The organism is Halovivax asiaticus JCM 14624, from assembly GCF_000337515.1.
GTDB classification, from domain to species: domain Archaea; phylum Halobacteriota; class Halobacteria; order Halobacteriales; family Natrialbaceae; genus Halovivax; species Halovivax asiaticus.
Window position 1 is genome coordinate 129646 of the sequence record NZ_AOIQ01000009.1, and the last position, 17924, is coordinate 147569.

At 64.3% G+C, this 17924-nt stretch carries 18 protein-coding genes and 1 pseudogene; 8 read left to right on the forward strand and 11 right to left on the reverse strand.

Annotated features, from left to right (window positions below):
- The first annotated feature begins 59 nt into the window (after positions 1 to 59).
- Positions 60 to 347: a hypothetical protein gene (locus C479_RS05445; protein ID WP_007699034.1), complete on the forward strand. Its 288-nt coding sequence runs from the start codon at positions 60 to 62 to the stop codon at positions 345 to 347.
- Between the two features lie 115 nt (positions 348 to 462).
- Here C479_RS05445 and C479_RS05450 read toward each other — a convergent pair whose 3' ends face one another.
- The gene (locus C479_RS05450; RefSeq protein WP_007699041.1) at positions 463 to 783 is read right to left on the reverse strand and encodes an antibiotic biosynthesis monooxygenase family protein; all 321 of its coding nucleotides are present in this window, start codon (positions 781 to 783) and stop codon (positions 463 to 465) included.
- Positions 784 to 1068: 285 nt separating this feature from the next.
- On the opposite strand from C479_RS05450, the gene C479_RS05455 reads away from it, so the two are divergent.
- Both C479_RS05455 and C479_RS05460 read left to right on the forward strand, forming a co-directional pair.
- Complete coding sequence (locus C479_RS05455; RefSeq protein ID WP_007699045.1) at positions 1069 to 1719, forward strand: helix-turn-helix domain-containing protein; 651 nt, start codon at positions 1069 to 1071, stop codon at positions 1717 to 1719.
- 76 nt (positions 1720 to 1795) lie between these two features.
- On the forward strand, positions 1796 to 2137 hold the full coding sequence (locus C479_RS05460) for a HalOD1 output domain-containing protein (protein ID WP_007699048.1): 342 nt from the start codon (positions 1796 to 1798) through the stop codon (positions 2135 to 2137).
- A 101-nt stretch (positions 2138 to 2238) separates the two neighbouring features.
- Here the strand turns inward: C479_RS05460 and C479_RS05465 are convergent, their stop codons facing one another.
- A complete protein-coding gene (locus C479_RS05465; RefSeq protein WP_007699051.1) occupies positions 2239 to 3615 on the reverse strand; it encodes an RNB domain-containing ribonuclease in 1377 nt (458 codons plus the stop codon).
- Positions 3616 to 3732: 117 nt separating this feature from the next.
- On the opposite strand from C479_RS05465, the gene C479_RS05470 reads away from it, so the two are divergent.
- Complete coding sequence (locus tag C479_RS05470) at positions 3733 to 4779, forward strand: ABC transporter ATP-binding protein (protein ID WP_007699054.1); 1047 nt, start codon at positions 3733 to 3735, stop codon at positions 4777 to 4779.
- Entirely contained in the window at positions 4776 to 5591 is an 816-nt protein-coding gene (locus C479_RS05475) for an ABC transporter permease (protein WP_007699057.1), read from the forward strand. Before C479_RS05470 ends, C479_RS05475 begins: the two co-directional genes overlap by 4 nt.
- A gap of 142 nt (positions 5592 to 5733) precedes the next feature.
- Here the strand turns inward: C479_RS05475 and C479_RS05480 are convergent, their stop codons facing one another.
- Complete coding sequence (locus tag C479_RS05480) at positions 5734 to 7074, reverse strand: metallophosphoesterase (protein WP_007699060.1); 1341 nt, start codon at positions 7072 to 7074, stop codon at positions 5734 to 5736.
- Positions 7075 to 7207: 133 nt separating this feature from the next.
- Positions 7208 to 7816: a TMEM175 family protein gene (locus tag C479_RS05485; RefSeq protein WP_007699063.1), complete on the reverse strand. Its 609-nt coding sequence runs from the start codon at positions 7814 to 7816 to the stop codon at positions 7208 to 7210.
- A gap of 113 nt (positions 7817 to 7929) precedes the next feature.
- On the opposite strand from C479_RS05485, the gene C479_RS05490 reads away from it, so the two are divergent.
- Positions 7930 to 8409, forward strand: a complete 480-nt coding sequence (locus C479_RS05490) for an RNA-binding protein (protein ID WP_007699066.1) — start codon at positions 7930 to 7932, stop codon at positions 8407 to 8409.
- Between the two features lie 45 nt (positions 8410 to 8454).
- Here C479_RS05490 and C479_RS05495 read toward each other — a convergent pair whose 3' ends face one another.
- Positions 8455 to 9174, reverse strand: a complete 720-nt coding sequence (locus tag C479_RS05495) for a DUF1028 domain-containing protein (RefSeq protein WP_007699069.1) — start codon at positions 9172 to 9174, stop codon at positions 8455 to 8457.
- 280 nt (positions 9175 to 9454) lie between these two features.
- Here C479_RS05495 and C479_RS05500 point away from each other — a divergent pair, with 280 nt between their 5' ends.
- Positions 9455 to 9868 (forward strand): DUF302 domain-containing protein, encoded by a 414-nt coding sequence (locus C479_RS05500; protein ID WP_049907095.1) that lies wholly within the window; start codon positions 9455 to 9457, stop codon positions 9866 to 9868.
- Positions 9869 to 9968: 100 nt separating this feature from the next.
- Here the strand turns inward: C479_RS05500 and C479_RS05505 are convergent, their stop codons facing one another.
- From C479_RS05505 to C479_RS05515, 3 genes and pseudogenes are all read right to left on the reverse strand, one after another.
- Positions 9969 to 10166, reverse strand: coding sequence for a heavy-metal-associated domain-containing protein (locus tag C479_RS05505; RefSeq protein ID WP_007699075.1), 198 nt, complete (start codon positions 10164 to 10166; stop codon positions 9969 to 9971).
- Between the two features lie 285 nt (positions 10167 to 10451).
- Positions 10452 to 13111 (reverse strand): annotated as a pseudogene (locus C479_RS05510) (heavy metal translocating P-type ATPase).
- Positions 13112 to 13197: 86 nt separating this feature from the next.
- Positions 13198 to 13788: an AsnC family transcriptional regulator gene (locus tag C479_RS05515; RefSeq protein WP_007699082.1), complete on the reverse strand. Its 591-nt coding sequence runs from the start codon at positions 13786 to 13788 to the stop codon at positions 13198 to 13200.
- Between the two features lie 315 nt (positions 13789 to 14103).
- Here C479_RS05515 and C479_RS05520 point away from each other — a divergent pair, with 315 nt between their 5' ends.
- Positions 14104 to 14460, forward strand: coding sequence for a cell division protein SepF (locus C479_RS05520; RefSeq protein WP_007699084.1), 357 nt, complete (start codon positions 14104 to 14106; stop codon positions 14458 to 14460).
- 7 nt (positions 14461 to 14467) lie between these two features.
- Here C479_RS05520 and C479_RS05525 read toward each other — a convergent pair whose 3' ends face one another.
- The 3 genes from C479_RS05525 to C479_RS05535 all read right to left on the reverse strand — a co-directional run bounded on the left by C479_RS05525 (position 14468) and on the right by C479_RS05535 (position 17756).
- Entirely contained in the window at positions 14468 to 16006 is a 1539-nt protein-coding gene (locus tag C479_RS05525) for a S8 family peptidase (protein ID WP_049907096.1), read from the reverse strand.
- A 536-nt stretch (positions 16007 to 16542) separates the two neighbouring features.
- Positions 16543 to 16881: a DMT family transporter gene (locus tag C479_RS05530; RefSeq protein ID WP_007699093.1), complete on the reverse strand. Its 339-nt coding sequence runs from the start codon at positions 16879 to 16881 to the stop codon at positions 16543 to 16545.
- Positions 16882 to 16973: 92 nt separating this feature from the next.
- Entirely contained in the window at positions 16974 to 17756 is a 783-nt protein-coding gene (locus C479_RS05535; RefSeq protein WP_007699095.1) for a TrmB family transcriptional regulator, read from the reverse strand.
- Between the last annotated feature and the right edge of the window lie 168 nt (positions 17757 to 17924).

The following is a 17924-nucleotide window of genomic DNA, read 5'->3' on the forward strand; positions in this document are numbered from 1 at the left end:
TAGTTGCCGATCGTTTTCGGCGCCAAAAGTATATACTCATAGTCAGGAAAGACACGGCTATGGACACGTCCGAGGAAACAGCCACCGATGGTGGTGCGGCTCCTGGTATCGACCAGGAAGCACTCTACGCCACCGTCTATGCCGCAACGAGAGAGGCGATGCTCGCGACGGTTGCAACAATTGTGTACCTGGTACTTGCCGCGTTCTTCGTCTTCGGTGGTGTGGACCTCGCCCTTTCTAACTCGGGGACAGGAAGTATCGTCTGGGGAAGTTGCGTGAGTATGGTCGGAGTCGTCATCGCTGCGGAGGCGACAGGCGTCACATCACTGTCGAGTCGCTTTCGGTGAGGACTGGAACCGTCCGCCGATACGTCCATGAGGAAAATCGACGACGGTCACCGATCGACGGGGATGTCGACAACCGAGGATGACTATCCGGGGCGCAGCACAACAGTTCGGTGTCCTATACAGGTGGATCTGCCGACTCACCGAAGCCGCTTCCGTACGTTTCGACGACTTCCGTGATGGTGACCTCGTAGGCGTCGTACCACTCGGTCCAGCGCTGCTTGGCTCGTTCGTGGGTGTCATCCGCTCCGAACTCCTCGAGCGCGTCCAGAGACTCCCAGTAGTAGACGACCAACACCTCGTCACTCTCCGGGTCGTTCCACGTGCGTTTGCCGCGATAGCCGTCCGTCGTTTCCGCCACAACCTGTATCGCGTCGTTTAACTCGTGGAACTGCGCGTCGTAGTCACCGGGGTCGAGACGGAACGTGACCAGATACATCGATACCGCTCACCAGGGGTCGCTGTTCAAAAGTCTCTCCGACACGGACACGGGAGCAGTCGGACAGTTCCGAAGCCCGCGACACACGAGACTCGCTTCGAAGGGACGAAGACGACAGCGGACTGGCAGAATAGTGGCGTCGCCTCCGTCTCCGCACGGGGCAAATCGACACGTCCCCACTCCCGTTCCGTCGGTCGTACAGAAAACAGACCGACCGGCTGTTGGAACGGTCCGGAAGTGAAGCGGAGCGACTAACCCAAAAGGGAGACGCGCTAGTCAGCTAGTATGGCTATTGAAGCCGCATTCACCCTCCAGCGAGCGGACTTTCCGTTGAATGCAGTCTTCGAGCAGTTGACGGACGTCACGGTCGAGCTAGATCGTGTAGTACCGACGGGTGAGGCTGTCATCCCGTACTTCTGGATCTCCGCAGACGACACCGACAAGCTCACGACCGATTTGAGCGAAGATATCGGGATCGATCAGATCAAAGTGATCGACAAAGTGGAGAAACAGATGTTCGTCCGTATCGACTGGAACCTCGCCCACGAGAGTATTCTCACGGCGATTGTCAACACCGATATTACGCTCCTTTCCGGCATCGGCACTGAAGAGCGCTGGACCTTCGAACTCCGTGCGAGCGAACAACAGGATCTCTCCGCTTTTCAGACGTACTGCCAGGACCACGATATCCCGATCGAGCTGACCGAACTCCACGCAATTTCATCGCTCAGGTCTGACCGAGAGTACGATCTGACCGACGGGCAACGAAACGCGCTAGAACTGGCGTATTCGAGCGGCTACTTCGACTCGCCACGAGACGCAACGCAGGCCGATCTCGCAGCAGAACTCGGCATCACCCGCCAGGCGGTTTCATCACGGTTGCAACGCGGCATGCGACGCCTCGTCGCGAGCAGCCTCATCACTCCCGACGAGTAGCTATCGCCACCCCGCATAAAGACGTATTGCACGAGCAAAAGACACCCTCTCCCCCGTCGACCGACTCTAGTTATTGATGGACCAATTTTGCTCGATACCTGCGAATCCGGAGATCACCGAGTCGCTGAGCCCGATCGAATTCGATGGAGAAACTGACTCGTTCCAGGCGACGTACGACAACACCCGTGACTCGACGAGTTTGGCGATCGTCTCGGTTGTTGCGACCGCACTCGACAGAGCGCCGCGAAGCCTGACACCGCTCCAATCCGTCATCGAGACGGACGCACTCGATAAACTGGCGACCGAGTCGGCCCCCGGTTTCGGAACCTGCGACAACATTTCGTTCGAATATGAAGGGTTTACCATCACGGTCACGAGCGAAGACGTCATCGAGGCGAACCCGATCGAAGGGGCATAATCGGCAGGATCCGTCCGTATCGAGATTTGACGCTGGGTGGAGAAGCTCGCGAATGGAGACAGTAACGCCTGCTGCTATCGTTCCGACCAGCTGAACGGCGATTAGATCGTCGTCTCCGCTTCCTCGGTATCGACGACCTCGACTCCCCGGTTGTTGACCGCCATCGGATCGAGACCGACCTCCTGGAGGAACTGTTTGTACTCGCGCTCGCACTGTTCGGCGTCCTTTTGCTTGTCGCTGGCGCGGTCACAGAGCGCGACCAGGTTCTCCGGGACGTCGTTCTGGTAGACGATCCAGTGGTTGATCAGGTCCGAGAGTCGGCGGATGGGACTGGTGAAGTGGCCGTAGATCTCGAAGTTGAGCGCGTGGTGACCGCCGAAGGGATCGTTCATGTACTTCGCGCGGGGCATCACCTTCATCACGGCCCACTGGATCTTGTCGAGCTGGCGGCCGGGCGCCTCCTCTAAGGTGGCGTTGACGGCTTTTCGCGGGTCGTCCCACTTGTCGCCGGGGATCGAGACGCCGTCGAGTTCCTGAATCTCCTGGAGCGCCTTGGACCACTCGTCGGGGCTGGGCTGTGGGTGGACGCGGTACATCGCTTCCACCCCGCGGTCCCACATGAGCGTGTGCGTGACGGCCTTGTTGGCCTTCAGCATGCACTCCTCGATGATGGTGTGGGCGCGATCGCGAGAGGGGTTGAGGACGAGTGAGCCGTCCTCCTTGCGCTGTTCGTGCATCTGGTCGGCAAGTTCGTAGACGAGCGCGTTCTCCTCGTGCAGCGGAGCGTCCGGGTCGTCGAGTCGGTTCTCGGCCTGACTGTAGGTGAGGCGCTCGTCGGACTCGATGACGGACTTGTAGATGTCGATCGACTCGTAGCCGAGGTGCTCTTTGTCCAAGTGCATCTCGACCGTGTGGGCGAAGCGCTCCTCGTTGGGAACGAGCGAGCAGACCGACTCCGCAAGGATCGGCGGCAGCATGTGGATGGTGTACCCCGGCAGGTAGACCGTGTTCCCGCGCTCGACGGCCTCGGCCCACATCGCCGACTCGGGGTGGACGTAGTGGGTGACGTCAGCGATGTGCACCCAGAGGACGTACTCGTCCTCGCGCTCCTCGACGGAGATGGCGTCGTCGAAGTCCTGGGCGTCGATCGGATCCGTCGTCCACGTCGTCAGGTCGCGTAAGTCCCGACGGTCGTCGATCGCCTCGTCGATGTCGTCCTGGACGTCGCCCGTCAGCGCTTCGGCCTCCTGTTGGACCGCCTCGGGGAACTCGTCGCGGATCTCGAACTTCTCGAAGAGGTCGTCGCGCTTGTTTGCCAGGTGGCGCGCCAACTCCTCGTCGATCAGGACGGGACCCTGCCCCTCGGCCGTGCCGGCTTCGGCCTGGGCATCGTCCGCCGCCTGATCGGCGTCGGCGGCTGCTTCCTCGGCGTCGTCTGCGGCCGGCGTCTCCTCGCCGACCGGTGCGTCATCGCTCATAGCCCCTCCTTGGAGCGACCGGGTGAAAGTCGTGTCGGGACCCGGACCCTCGCCGACTGACGATGGCGACAGGGACTGATGAAAACGCTTACACGTTGGGGCCGGAAACCGCCGGTCATGGCCGCCATCCAACTCAGCGGCGTCACGAAGACCTACGGTGACGTCGCCGCCCTCCGCGGCATCGACCTCACCGTCGAGCGCGGCGAGGTCTTCGGCTTCCTTGGTCCCAACGGGGCCGGCAAGTCGACGACGATCGATATCCTCCTTCGCTATACGCACCCGACCGACGGTCGCGTCGAGGTCCTCGGCCACGACGTGGCGACCGATCCCGTCGCCGTCCGGCGCGAGACCGGCGTCCTCCCCGAGGGCTTCGCCCCCTTCGAGACGATGACCGGGCGCCAGCACGTCGAGTACGCCATCGAGGCGAACGCGGCCGACGACGATCCCGACGAATTGCTCGAACGCGTCGACGTGGCCCACGCCGCCGATCGTCTTGCGACCGGCTACTCGAAGGGGATGGCCCAGCGCCTCACCCTCGCGACGGCACTCGTCGGCGAACCGGACCTGCTCATCCTCGACGAACCGTCGACGGGACTCGACCCGCACGGCGTCCGGACGATGCGCGAGATCGTGCGCGAGGAGTGCGACCGGGGCGCGACGGTGTTCTTCTCGAGTCACATTTTAGAACAGGTCGAGGCGGTCGCCGACCGCGTGGGTATCCTGAGCGACGGCCAACTTCTCACCGTCGACACGATCGACGGCCTCCGCGACGGCGTCGGTGCGACCGGCGAACTGACCGTGACGCTCGAACCCGATGCGGCCGGTCCGACCGAGTCAACCGGGAGCCCCGGTGGGACCGCGACCGCAACGGCACCCGGGAGCCGCAGTGAGGCTGCCGGGTCGTCGACCAGAGGATCGGACCAACGGGCCCCAGCGAATCCGAGCCAGCGATCCGTCGCCGATCCTGTCGCCGTCGTCGAGGCGATCGATGGAGTCGAGGCCGTCCGCCGGCACGGCGACGAACTGATCGTCACCTGCCGCCGCGAGGCGAAGCTGGGCGTCCTCGACGAACTGCGTGACGCGGGCCTGGCGATCCACGACTTCACCACCGAGGAGACGTCGCTCGAGGATCTCTTCGTCTCCTACACGGAGGGCGAGCGATGAGCTGGACGCGTATCGCTCAGAAGGAGATCGGCGACCTTCGGCGGAATCGCCAGCTCTACGGGATGGGCGTGCTGTTCGCCGCGATGTTCGGCCTGCTCGGCTACGTCCACGCGAACTCGGTGAACGATGGATTCGGCTCACCGAACGAGTTGATCATGCTGATCGGAATGCTCGGCATGTACATCGTTCCGGCCGTCGCGCTCATGCTTTCGTACGAGAGTATCGTCAAGCGCCGGCACAACGGCCAGTTGGAACTCCTGCTCGGATTCCCCCACCACCGTCGTGACGTCGTCCTCGGCGGGTACGTCGGCCGGTTTCTGGTCGTCGCGGCAGTGATCGTCGGCGGGCTCTGGGTCTGCGGGATGGTCGTCGTCCTCATGGGGGCGGCGGTCCCCGGTGCGGCCTACATGACGTTCCTGTTCGTCTCGCTCGTGCTCGCGCTGGCCTACACGGCCGCCGGGATCGCCATCTCGGCGAGCGTTCGCTCGCCATCGTGGGCGTCGGTCACCACGTTCAGCGTGTACCTCATGTTCGTCCTCGCCTGGCGAATCGTTCCCTCGGGTCTCGCGTATCTGCTAAACGGGTTCGAGCGGCCAGCCACCTCGCCGTGGTGGACGGAGTACGTCATGACGCTGTCGCCGAACCTGGCCGTCGAAGAGATTTTCGTGCGGACGCTTCCCGAATCGACCGCCGAGTCGATCGCGCTAGCTGGGAGTGGTTCCGGCGTCGAATTCGCCGTGATCGTCCTACTGGCCTGGATCGTCCTGCTTCCCCTCGCCGGCTACCTGCGGTTCGACCGAACCGACCTCTAGGCTCGTTCGAACGGGCCAGCGATTGCACGTCGTAGCCCACCTGACCGGTACCGTCGTGTGAGCACCACCCATGCACGGTTGGAACGCCTTGCCGTCCCAGTTCCATCGGCGAGCCGCCCAGTGCGTCGCGTCGAGATCGCGCTCAGTCGTCCTCGTCCACCGGCAGGTCGAGGGTACCGTCGGGATCGATCACCGTTCGGTCGGGGATCGGATTCGGCGCCGGTGGGTGGCGGGCGACGAGTCGCTGAAATCGCGTGAGGTCCGCCGAGTCGTCCCGCTCGATCTCGTCGAACTCGACGACGATCCGGTCGCCCTCGGCGAAGATGCGAACCGCGGTTAGTCGAAGCGTCGGGTAGTAGATACCGGGAAGACGAGAAAACCACGTCTCCACATGCTGGAGGTTCTTCAGCCAGGTGCCGGTGTTGACGACGAGGCGATCACCCCACCGGGTGAGCGACGCGCGGTGGGTGTGCCCGTAGACGAAAACGGCAACGTCCGGGTGAGATTCGAAGACGTCTCGCGCGGCGTTCAGGAACGGTTCGTCCCCCTGGCCGACGCGAACGCCGGACAGCATGACGCCGAATCGGCCAAGCGTGTGTTTGAGATCGCGTCTGAAAAACCACAACGGAACCGCGAGCAACAGCAAGATCGCGACGACCACGACGTTGATGGCGATGATGAGTTCGAGGACGATGTCGGCGACGCCGAGGGCGTGAACGACGGGGTTGTCGGTGAACAGCCACCGCGGGACCAGACCGACGCTCTCTAAGACGGTCCCGAACAGGTACACCAGCGTGATGTTGAAAAACAGCAATAGCGGGACGACGATCGCCCGCAGGACCGGGCTCATCTCCCGGTAGAAGTAGTTCGAGAAAAGCCAGCGCGGGATCTCCTCCATCGGGGTGACCGACTGGATGTCTCTGAGCCAGTTGCCCCTGGCACGATCCGAGTAGCGGCCCGCGGCGTCGACGATCCGCTGGACGACGAAGTACCCAACCGGCAGCGCGTCCGGATTGCCCCAGTCCGGCATTCGGTTGTTCGAGTCGTGTTGTTGGCCGTGTTCGATCCAGATTCGGGCGTCACCCACCTCCCGGGTGATGGCGATCGCCGGCTCCAGCGAGATGTTGTACGTCGCGAGTCGATCGACGTGGGACTGGGAGCACGCGAGATCGTAATCATGGTTGCCCGGAATGAGCGTGATATCGATCGCCTCGCCGGTCGCGCGAAACTGCTCGAAGACGCGCGGGTGGTCCTCGATCACTCGATCGAGTTTCGTGGGACCCGACGCGGTATCGGGCCGGTCAGACACGTCGTCGTACTCCCAGAGCCCGAACGCGTCGCCGTTGATGATCAGTTCGACGTCGCCACCGCGTCCTTCGAGGTCGGCGAGAAACGAGACGAGTTCCGCCTCGCAGTCGAGCGTAGTGAGTTGCTCCTCGCCGCCCATGTGAAGATCGCTGATAAAGACGTACTCGGTGGCCATTCGGGTGTCGGGGGCCGGTCTACCACGGCTACCGGAATAGTGGTTTGCCCGACGCGGCCGACCCACCAACTCCCTCTCCGCGGTGATTCGGGACTGACCAGCCGGAGACAGTGGCGGCTCGGTCCTCACCGCTTCAGTTCCCGGTAGCGCGCCCGTAGTACCGGACCCAGAGCAGTTGAAGCGGCGCGATGAGGAGAGGAACGACGTACGCGATCGAGAGGTTCACGGTTGCGACGGCGATCGAGAGCGCGAACGTCGCCGGCGAGATGAGCCCGCGAATCGTGATCAGGCGGGCGAGACGGGCGTCAATCCGGTCGGACGTGAACCCGGCGTGGGCGGCGTACGCCCAGACGGCGGTCAGCGTGCTGCCGACCAGCGAGAGGGTCACGGCGTACAAGATCCAGGCGAACGTCGTCCCGTACGTGCCCAGTACCTCCGTCGGGTACGGGAGAAACGAGATCGAGCACAAGAAGCAGAGGTTGAGCCACAGCAGGAGGCGATCGTGCTCGACGATATCGCGAAAGAGATTGTGGTGGATCGTCCAGTAAAGGCCGACGATGGCGAAGCTCAGTACGTAACTGACGGCCAGCGTCTCCTGGTCGGCCAGCGCTGCGGGCAGCGCCGAGGGAGCCACGTCCGGGACCTCGAACTGCAAGACGAGCAGCGTGAGCACGATAGCGAGTACCCCGTCGGTCAGCGCCTCGATGCGGTCGGTGCCGTCGCCACCGAGGAGAGCGACCATACGCCTCTCTCGACCCCGAGCGACGAAAAGCTCGTCCGGGGACCCGCTCGGCGAGACCGCCCGGTTCGGGGCGAACCTCACCCGTTAAATGGGCGCGCACGGAAGGGGCGAGTATGCAGGTGAAATCGCGCCACCACCTCCGAAGCGACGACGTCTCGGCGGTCGAGACGGCCGTCGGTGACCGCCTCGGCGTCGATCTGGACGGGGACGCCTACGAACTGGTCGAGTTCGAAGATTCAGACTGGGAGGTCGTCCTCGTCGACGGCGAACCGCTGGTCGCATACTTCGACGAGGAACCGTTCCTGACCGTCCGCGGGGCCAACGCCACCGAGCCGTCCGATCGGCTCGTGATCGTCGACGCCGGGGCCGTCTCGTTCGTCAGCGACGGCGCCGACGTGATGCGGCCCGGTATCGCCGACGTCCGCGGCGACGTCGCCGAGGGAGATCTCGTCCTGATCGCCGAGGAGTCCCACGAGAAGGTGCTTGCCGTCGGTCGCTCGCGCGTCGATAGTGACGATCTGCTCGGCGACTCCGGCAAGGTAATCGACTCGCTTCACTTCGTCGGCGACGACCTGTACACGTTCAGCGGGTGAGCGGTCAGGGTGGGTATCGATCAGTCGCTTCGCTAAAGCAGGCGCTTACTCCGTCGACGAAACGTCGTCCATCGAGTCCTCTTCGGAGGCGTCCTCGTAGCGTTCCAGCAGCGTTTCGTGGCCCTCGACGGCGAGTTCGTACGTTTCTCGCAGATCCGCGATCGGTTCGCGCGAGGCGTCCTCCCGGAGGTCGTTGTACGAGGGTTCGAACGCGTACTCCTGGGTATCCGCGACGAGCAGGGCCGCGCTTTGCACCTCGAGATCCGTCCGCTTGTCGCCACCCTCGGCCTGCCCGGCTTCGAGGGCGTCGATCAGGCGTTCGGCGAGCGGACGGTCCTCGTCGCGCTGGGCCTCGTACGTCTCGGCGACCGACTCGATCACCGACGCGCCCGTGAGGAGGTTGCCGGCGACGGTGTAGCGGTCGCCTTCGCGGTGGCCGTACCAGGGTTTGCACTCGTCGCCGGAGAAAACGAACGTCGAATCGGCGTCCACACCGTGGAGTTGACGCTGAGGGGCACTGTCGTCCGCGGCGAGCAACGCCGGAAGCGCGTCGTCGACGGCCAGTCCGTCGTCGACGTAGGCGATTCCGTCCCGCCCGAGGTCGACGTTCACCAGACTCTGGGTGGCGATAGCGCCGTGCTCGCTCACGAACGGGCACAGTTGACCCACTGCGGGAAGCCGCGTCGTCACCGCCACGCCGAAGCGGTGCTGCTCGTTTCCCTCGTCGTCCTCGTAGTGCTCGCCAACGCAGATGCTGAACGTCATGAACGAGTACACTGACCAGGATGGGATAAATACGGGTTTCGAGGAGAATCGTGCATGAAACACGAACACGAGTCGGAACCGATTCGCCGCTCTCGCCGAATCGAGCCTGTCCACTTCTCGGCGCCTCAGCTGTCCCTCCCTCTCGGCGTCTCAGCCGTCCCGCCCGACGGACCAACCGTGTCTACTTCCCGGCAAATCGCCCAGGCCTGTCTGCTATCGGGTGGCTCGGCAGGCAGTCCGGACCACACATCGTTAAGGCCGTCCGCACGCACTATCTTGTATGGGATACACAATACAGACGACTGTGCGAGGATCGTTCGACGAGGTCGTCGACGAGACGATCGACGCGCTCGAAGACGAGGGGTTCGGCGTCCTCACCGACGTCGACGTCCAGGCGACGTTTGCGGCAAAACTCGACGAGGAGTTCCGACAGTACCGCATTCTCGGCGCCTGCAACCCCGGACTCGCACACGAAGCACTCGGCGAGGAGATCGAACTCGGCGCACTGTTGCCGTGTAACGTCGTTGTCTACGAGACCGACGAGGGAGCGATCTCGGTGAACGCGGTCGACGCGATGGAACTCCTCGACCTGGCCGAGTCGTCCGAGCTGGACGTGATCGGAGAGGAGGTACACGAGCGATACGAGCGCGTCGTCGAGACGATCGACGATTCGGTCGGTGACGCGGACGCCTGAGTCCCATCGACACAGCCAAGCGGGTCGACTGTCGCCCGGTAGCGGACCCGGACAAGTCCCGTCACCCGTCGGTAGACAAAGCGTGGGGTAGTGAACGGCCCTACTCGGACGCGTCGTAGCCCGCGTCGTCGACTGCAGTGACGAGTGCGGTCGGGTCGACATCTCCCTCGACGGTGGCCGACTCCGCCTCACGGTCCGCGGTCGCCGTCGTGACGCCGTCGACGTCTTCGAGCGCCGATTCGACCGTCTGTTCACAGTGTCCGCACGTCATTCCTTCGACAGTGATCGTTTCTGGCATATCGGTCGTTCGATAGTAGGGGATGGACGACTTTCCCACTTGCTGTTTCGAATGCAAAGCAATAGTACCAGCAAAATCCGCCCTCCCAAATTTTCTGTGCGGTGTGCCTTGCATGTGTGGAGTGGGCGTGCCGGTCGAGGTGCTGGAACCGACCGAGCGTCGTGACGGGAGTGAGTTAAAAGAGAGAGAGACGGACTTCGGACGGCGTCGTCACCGATCGACGAGGCTAGGATCCAGAACCGGCAGGTCCGCGGTGAGAATCGGTTCCGGACGGTGTTCGCCCCGTCAGCGGAACCACCCGAGGAGGCGATAGTCCTCGTCCGGCGTGTACCGGCGGAACAACAGGCTGTTCGACAGCACCGACACGCTCGAGAACGCCATCGCGGCCGCGGCCAGCACGGGCTGGAGCAGGCCCAGCGAGGCCAGCGGGATGAGCGTCGTGTTGTAGCCGAGCGCCCAGACGAGGTTTTGCTTGATCTTCTGGAGCGTCGCGTCGGAGATGCGGATCGCCTTCACGACGTCGACCGGGTCGTCGCGCATCAGCGTGACGTCCGCGGCCTCGATGGCGACGTCGGTGCCGCTACCGATCGCCGTCCCGACGTGGGCGACCGCCAGCGCGGGCGCGTCGTTGACGCCGTCACCGACCATCATCGCCTTGCGACCCTCCGCTTGAATCGCCTCGACCGCGTCGGATTTGTCCTCGGGCAGGACCTCTGCGCGGACGTTGTCGGGCTCGATCCCGACCTGTTCGGCGACCGCGCGAGCCGTCCGCTCGTTGTCGCCGGTGAGCATCATGACGTCGACGCCGCGATCGTGGAGGTCGGCGACGGCGGCTTTCGCGCGCTCCTTGACCGTGTCGGCGTCGGCGACGACGCCGACGAGCCGGTCGTCGGCCGCGACCAGCATCGCCGTCTTGCCCTCGTTCTCCAGTCGCTCCATCGTCTCCGCGGCGGGTTCGGGATCGACTCCCGCGTCGCGGAGGAGCTTTCGGTTGCCGACGAGGACTTCGGTCGCTCTCGGTTCGCTCCGCTCTCCGCTCGCCCTGCCGGAGCCGCTACGCGGCTCCCAGCCCTCTACCGTCGCGCGGATGCCGTGACCCGGAACGTTCTCGAACGCGGTCGGGTCCGACACCTCGAGGCCGCGCGCTTTGGCGCCCTCGACGATCGCTTGCGCGAGCGGGTGTTCCGAGCCGTGCTCAGCCGTCGCGGCGAGTTCGAGCACGCGGTCCTCGTCGAGGCGCTTACGGCCTTCGACCTGTCCGCCGTCGGTCGCCGGCTCGCCCCCGTCAGCCGCGGGCGCACCGTCCCCGTCGAATACGACGACGTCGGTTAGCTCCATCTCGCCTTCGGTGAGGGTTCCCGTCTTGTCGAAGACGACGGTGTCGACGTCCTTCGCGCGTTCTAAGACGTCACCGCCTTTGAACAGGACGCCGTTCTGGGCGCCGATCGTGGTCCCGACCATCGTCGCGGCAGGCGTCGCCAATCCGAGCGCACAGGGACAGGCGATGAGCACCGAGGAGGCGAAGACGACGATGGCGAACTCGAAGACCGAGATGGTGCCGCCAGCTGCGGAGGGGCCGCCGGCAACCTGCTCCCACAGCGGGAGCCAGTCGACGAATCCGGCCAGCGCCCCCGGGAAGAGGAACCAGACGGCCCCCCAGAAGAGGGCGTTCACGATCACGGCCGGAACGAAGTACGCCGAGATGCGATCGGCGAGGTTCTGGATCTCCGGCTGACGTGACTGGGCGTCCTTCACCGTGCGGACGATCTGCTGGAGGGCGGTGTCCTCGCCGACCTTCGTCGCCTCGACGGTCAGCACGCCGTTCTCGTTGATCGTCGAGCCGACGACGTCGTCGCCCTCGCGTTTCTCGACGGGGACCGACTCGCCGGTGACCATCGATTCGTCGACAGCGGACTGGCCGTCGACGACGACACCGTCGGTCGGAATTTTCTCACCGGGGCGAACCTTCATCCGGTCGCCTTCGGTCACGTCCTCCAGCGGAATTTCCTCCTCGGTGCCGTCGTCACGGACGACCGTGGCCGTCTCGGCCTCCATCTCGAGGAGCTTTCGAAGCGCATCGCCCGCCTGTCCCTTCGAGCGGGCTTCGAGGTAGTTCCCCAGCGTGATGAACACGAGAATCAGCGCCGCCGTGTCGAAGTACGTCTCGCCGGCGACCAGTCCCAGCAAGACTGCGATGCTGTAGAGGTAGGCCGTCGACGAGCCGAGCGCGATCAGGACGTCCATGTTCGCCCGGCCATTCGTCACGATGGCCTTGTAGGAATTCTTGTAGAACGGCCAGCCGAGTGCCGCCTGAACCGGCGTCGCGAGGAGGAACTCGACCCAGCTGAGTTCGACGCCAAATATCGAGTGGGGGAATATCGTCCCCCCGAGCAAGATCATGTCGGCCATGAAGAGCAACATCGGGAGGGAGAGGACGGCCCCGAACAGCGTCAGTCGAAGGTGTTTCCGGATCTCCTCGTTGCGTGCGGCGTCACGCCGATCCTGGTCGGTCTCGTCGTCTCCGTCGTCGCGGATCGGCGTGTACCCGGCCTCCTCGACGGTGTCGTACAGGGTTGCGCGGTCGACCTCGGCCGGGTTGTACGCGACCTGCGCTTCGTCCGTCGCGTAGTTCGCAGTCGCCTCGACGACACCCGGGACCAGTTCGAGCGCTTCTTCGTTGGTCGAGGCACAGTTCGCACACGTCATGTCGGAGATGCCGATCGAAACCGTCTCGCGACGAGCGTGGTAGCCGGCCCCGTCGATCGCGTCGTAGATCTCGGTCAACGAGGTCTTCGCGGGGTCGTACGTGACGGATCCCTCGTCCGTCGCGAAGTTCACGTTGGCCCCGTGACGCCGTCCAGCGCTTCCACCGCGTCGGTGACCGACTGCGAGCAGTTGGCACAGCTCATCCCCTGGATCTCGAGCCGTGCAGTTCGGGTACTCATTGGCCTATCCTACGCGCCACTCACTTACCCCGTTTTCCGATTAGAAGGCAAAGGTTGGTGTGGGCTAGTCTTTCGAATACAAAGCCTCACGCGCCGGCTTCGAATCGGTCGTAGCGCTCGACGAACCGGCTCTGACACGAGGGACAGCAGAAATGATAGACCTGGTCGTCGATCCGTTCGGACTCGCCCTCGCTGTCGACCGTGTTTCCACACTCCGCGCACGTGAGCGCGAAGGCGGTGCCGCCGAGCGACGGCTGCCAGGCGACGTCGTCGATCAACGTGACCGCGTACTCGACTGACGCGGCGTCACCGACCAGCTCGTCGAGCCACTGGCGGACGTTTTGCACCTGCGCGCGGGCGTAGAACCAGAGTTCGCCGTCGGCCGTCACGAACACGTGCTCGACCGCCTCGTCCGACTCGACACGCTCTCGTATCGTCGTGAGTTTGGGCGACTCCGTCGTGAGCTGGACGAACACCGGGACGCCAGCCTGTAACTGCGACCGATCGACGTCGACGGTGAACCCGTTGATGACGCCCGTCTCCTCGAGTCGGCTCACCCGGTCGGAGACGGCCGGCCCCGAGAGGTCGACTTCGGCGGCGATCTCGCTGAAGGGGCGGCGCGCGTCTTCACCAAGCATCCGAAGGATATCGAGATCGGTCTCGTCCAGCGTGTGCATGGGGCCCCTAGGTAGCCGAGACAAGTATATCTCCCGGATCGGTTTTGAATCGAAAGTGGAATAGGACTACTACCTTCGAACAGAATCCGCCTGGTGAACAACACGCCGTACCCGTACGTAGTGGCTATCCAGCGGTCGACTCCACCTGACTACAGCCCACGCCTCGATGCAGACACCGGCGCGACGAGCGATCGATGGTGAGCTGGGCCAGTTCGCTGGAACACACCGTCAGCGTCAGCGGCCAGCTCGTCGCCGTGGACGGGTGAAAGTACGTCTGACGTAAGTATTATACTCGCGGCGGCGGACGTGTGTTCCATGGGCCTCATGAGCAAAATCCTCGGTGGCGGCGGCGGACGAACGACCGAGGACTACGTGGAACTCAATATCGACGACGTCGCGGCCGACCCCGGCGAGGCGACGATGTCCGTTCGATTCGCCGAGATCGACGGCCAGTCGGCGACGATCGACATCAAAGACGCCGTCTACGACGGTGATCTCGTCGTCGCAGACATCACCAGGCTGCGAACGCAGGACAAAACCGTCGAACACGTCTTAGACGAGCTTCGGCAGGTCGTCCAGGAGGTCGGCGGCGACATCGTCCAGAAGGGCGACGATCAGATCATCGTCACCCCGACCGGCGTCTCGATCTCTCGCGAAAAGCTCGGCCAGTAGTGGCCGATTACGCCGTCCGATCCAGCAGTTCTCGCGTCCGGATACCGAGGTGCCCGCCGGCACCGACCGTGATCCCGACCATGTACAGCGCCGTGAGCGAGACCCCGAGCGACGCGCTCTCGACGGCCGAGTCGGTCTCGTCCTGCCGATCCGAGAGCGACGCGCACACGTCGACGATCTTCCGGGTCGCCCGCGTCGTCAGGCTCTCAGGGTGGCGTTCGAGCGTGTCGGCGATGGGCGGGCTGATCCGGTAGTAGAGCCCGACCATGCCGCGACCGACCGGCGTTGCCGCCATCGACTCGTCGCGGAACCGGCGGAGCGAGTCGAGCGTCGGGCCCTCGCCGGCGGTGGCGGTCGTGATGAAACAGCCGCCACCGCCGCCACCGTCGTTCTGACAGTTGACCGTGCCGTTGCAGTTCGAGGGCGACTGAAGCCCCAGCGCCGCGGCGACGTTGAGGCGGCCCGCACCCATGTCTTCCGGACACCGGCAGATGTCGTCGGCAGTGTTTTGCAACTGCTGGCGCGCGTCGGCGTTCGAGTGGCCGTTGGCCATCAGCTGGCCAGCGGCGCCGGCGACGTGCGGACACGCCATCGACGTCCCGTCGAGGCTTGTGTAGCCCCCGTTGTTGTACGTCGAGTAAACACCCGCGCCCGGTGCGGCGATATCGATCTCCGGACCGGTCGAGGAGAACGACGCGATCTCGTCGTTCTCGTCGGTGGCGCTGACCGCCATCACCGTGTCGTAAGCCGCCGGGTAGCTCACGCAGTTCGAGCACTCGCCGTCGTTCCCGGCCGCGGCGACGACCAGCACGCCGTTGTTGGTCGCGTACTGGCAGGCGTCCTGGAGCGCAGAGCTGCCCGTCGACCCGCCGAGGGAGAGCGAGGCGACGTCGTAGCCCTGATTGGCGACCCACTCGACGCCGGCCGCGATGTCGGAGAAGTTGCCGCCCCCACCGCTCCCGAGGACCTTGACCCCGTGGAGCGTCGCCTCGGTCGAGACACCGACGACGCCCTCGGTGTTGTCGTCCGCGTTGGCAATGCCAGCGCAGTGAGTACCGTGTCCGTTGTCGTCGTCCCACGAACCGGTCCCAGTGAAGTCAGCACCGTTCCCGAGGTTCGCCTGCAGATCCGGGTGGTCCTGATCGATACCAGTATCGACGATGGCGATGTCCGCCCCGGCGCCCGTCTCGCCGTTGTCGTGGGCGACGTCGGCCTCGACGATGTCGATGCCGTAGGGCACGTCCTGGGCCAGCGCGTGCATGCGGCCCTCCTTCTCGACGTATCTGACGTTCGGATTGTTCTGCAGCGCCGAGATGGCGTTGTCCGAGAAGGTCCCGGCGACGACCCTGCCGATGTCGCCGAAGTCGAGTTCCCGGTGGACCGACTCGGCCTGGGTGGTCGCGACCGAGGCGTCGCTGCCGGGCTGGAGCCCGACGAGCGTGCGTCCGGTCGGTTCGGCAAGTGCTGTTCCAGCGAATCCCGTTGCAGCCGCGCCGGCCGCGGCGGTTCTGAGTACCGTTCGTCGTGTTGGTGATTCTGATGGCATGAGTTGCTCCCGGCGCACGGCGCCCGTTCGTCCGACACGTCCGCCCGCGATACCTCGCGCAGGCCGCAAGACCCGCGCTCGCCCACCGGCTCGTACCGACTGTCGGGTTCGGCCCGTCGCCCGCCTCGACCCAGCCAGGTCGTCACGTCCGCCGCCCTCCCGGTGTCGGTCGTCCGACGTCCCGGCCGCGTGGTACGTCCGAACACAGCATGCGCCTGTCACTCAGCACCATACCCTCGTATTTTAATATTTTTTCACTCTTCAACTATTACCTGATCTGGTAGGCATTCGTGAATTTCGTGGGACGAGATGGGCAGAAACGAACGGATAGTTTTCGATAGAGGGAAAGACCTTTTGAGTTTCTACAGGCCGTAATAAACAGCCATCTCCACTAGTTATTATTTAATTATAGAAGAGGACCGACACGTTCGGTGGCGCCTGTCATGTCGACGCAGTCGCCGGGTTCGGTCCGTTACACGGATCGACACCCAATCACACCACCTGTGCCATCAGCGAGGAACGTGACCACCGACCAGCTACGCGGGACTGTATGCCGTCGACAGAAGATTCAGCGTCGCGACGCCGGCGATTACGAGTCCCATGCCGACAATCCCCGCTAGATCGATCGATTCGTCGAAGAAGACGAGTCCGACCGTCGCCGCGCCGACGATGCCGAACGCCGACCAGGTCGCGTAGACGGCCCCGATCGGCAGATCGCGCAGCGCCAGACTCAGGAAGTAAAACGACCCGAGGTACGCGACGAGCGTCACGAGTCCTGGGAGAACGTTCTCGAACCCGTCCGATAGCTTGAGCGCCGAGGTACCGATCACTTCCATCGCGATCGCGATCCCGAGCGAAAGGTACGTTCCCGTCATCGAGCGAGTCTTTCCAACGCGTCGGCATAGGCGTGCTCGAACGCGGCCCTCTTTGTTGTTAGTTTCTAGATTGGAGACCGCCCTCCACCAACTCAGACGGGTTCCGCACGGCCCCAGCAGCGATCGAACGCCGTCGCCAGCGTCGACACGAGCGACTCGTCACGCGAGACGACGACACCGAGACGATCCGCCGGCTCGAAGGGATTCGCCACGTCGATGCTCGCTTCGACGTCGTCGACGACGTCGAACGTCAGTCGAAGTCCACTGGCGACCCGGACGGAGACGTCCGACGCCACGTCGCGGATGGTGGCCAGTTCGTCGGACGGGACGCTCGACAGCACTGTCTCGGCGAGTAGCACCTGGACGTCCACCGCGCCGTCGATTCGGTCGACCGGGGCGACCTCCGACGCGTAGGTCTCCCAGTCGGCCGCGTCGTACGGCGGACCCACCACGAGACGCACGCGCTCGGTCGCCGTCTGCGCCTGCTCTCGCCAGAGCGCGACGGCATCTTCGCCACCCAGCGTCGTCGGCCAGAATCGGGCGTCGACCGGGGGGCCGGGCGCCAGTTCGGATCGAACACGGTCCGCGACCTCTCGGTACGCCGTCTCACGACGTTCGAGTTCCCGCCGGCGTTCGTCGAGGAGACGGTCGACGGCCTCGTCCGGGTCGACCGGCACGTACACGGTCGGATCGGTCCCGGGCCGCGTCTCGACGATGTTCCGTGCCGCGAGCCCGTTGACCACGTCGTAGATCCGGCCGGTCGGCACGTCGGCGCGCGACGCTACCTCGCTCGCGGCGGCGCTACCGAGTGCCAGCAACGCCCGATAGGCCCGGTCCTCGTAACTCGAGAGACCGAGATCGGTGAGATCACTCATGTGTTGTGCGTGGTATCGAGGCGACGTAAACGGTCGTGGTATCGCGAGCGAAAAGCTGCGGCTAGCCCATCGAAACAGTGAGACCCATCGTCGGGCACACGACCGGAACGGACGGCCCACTCGAACTACCAGTCACTCACCCGCCCCCACAGTTAGCGATTCGGGGTG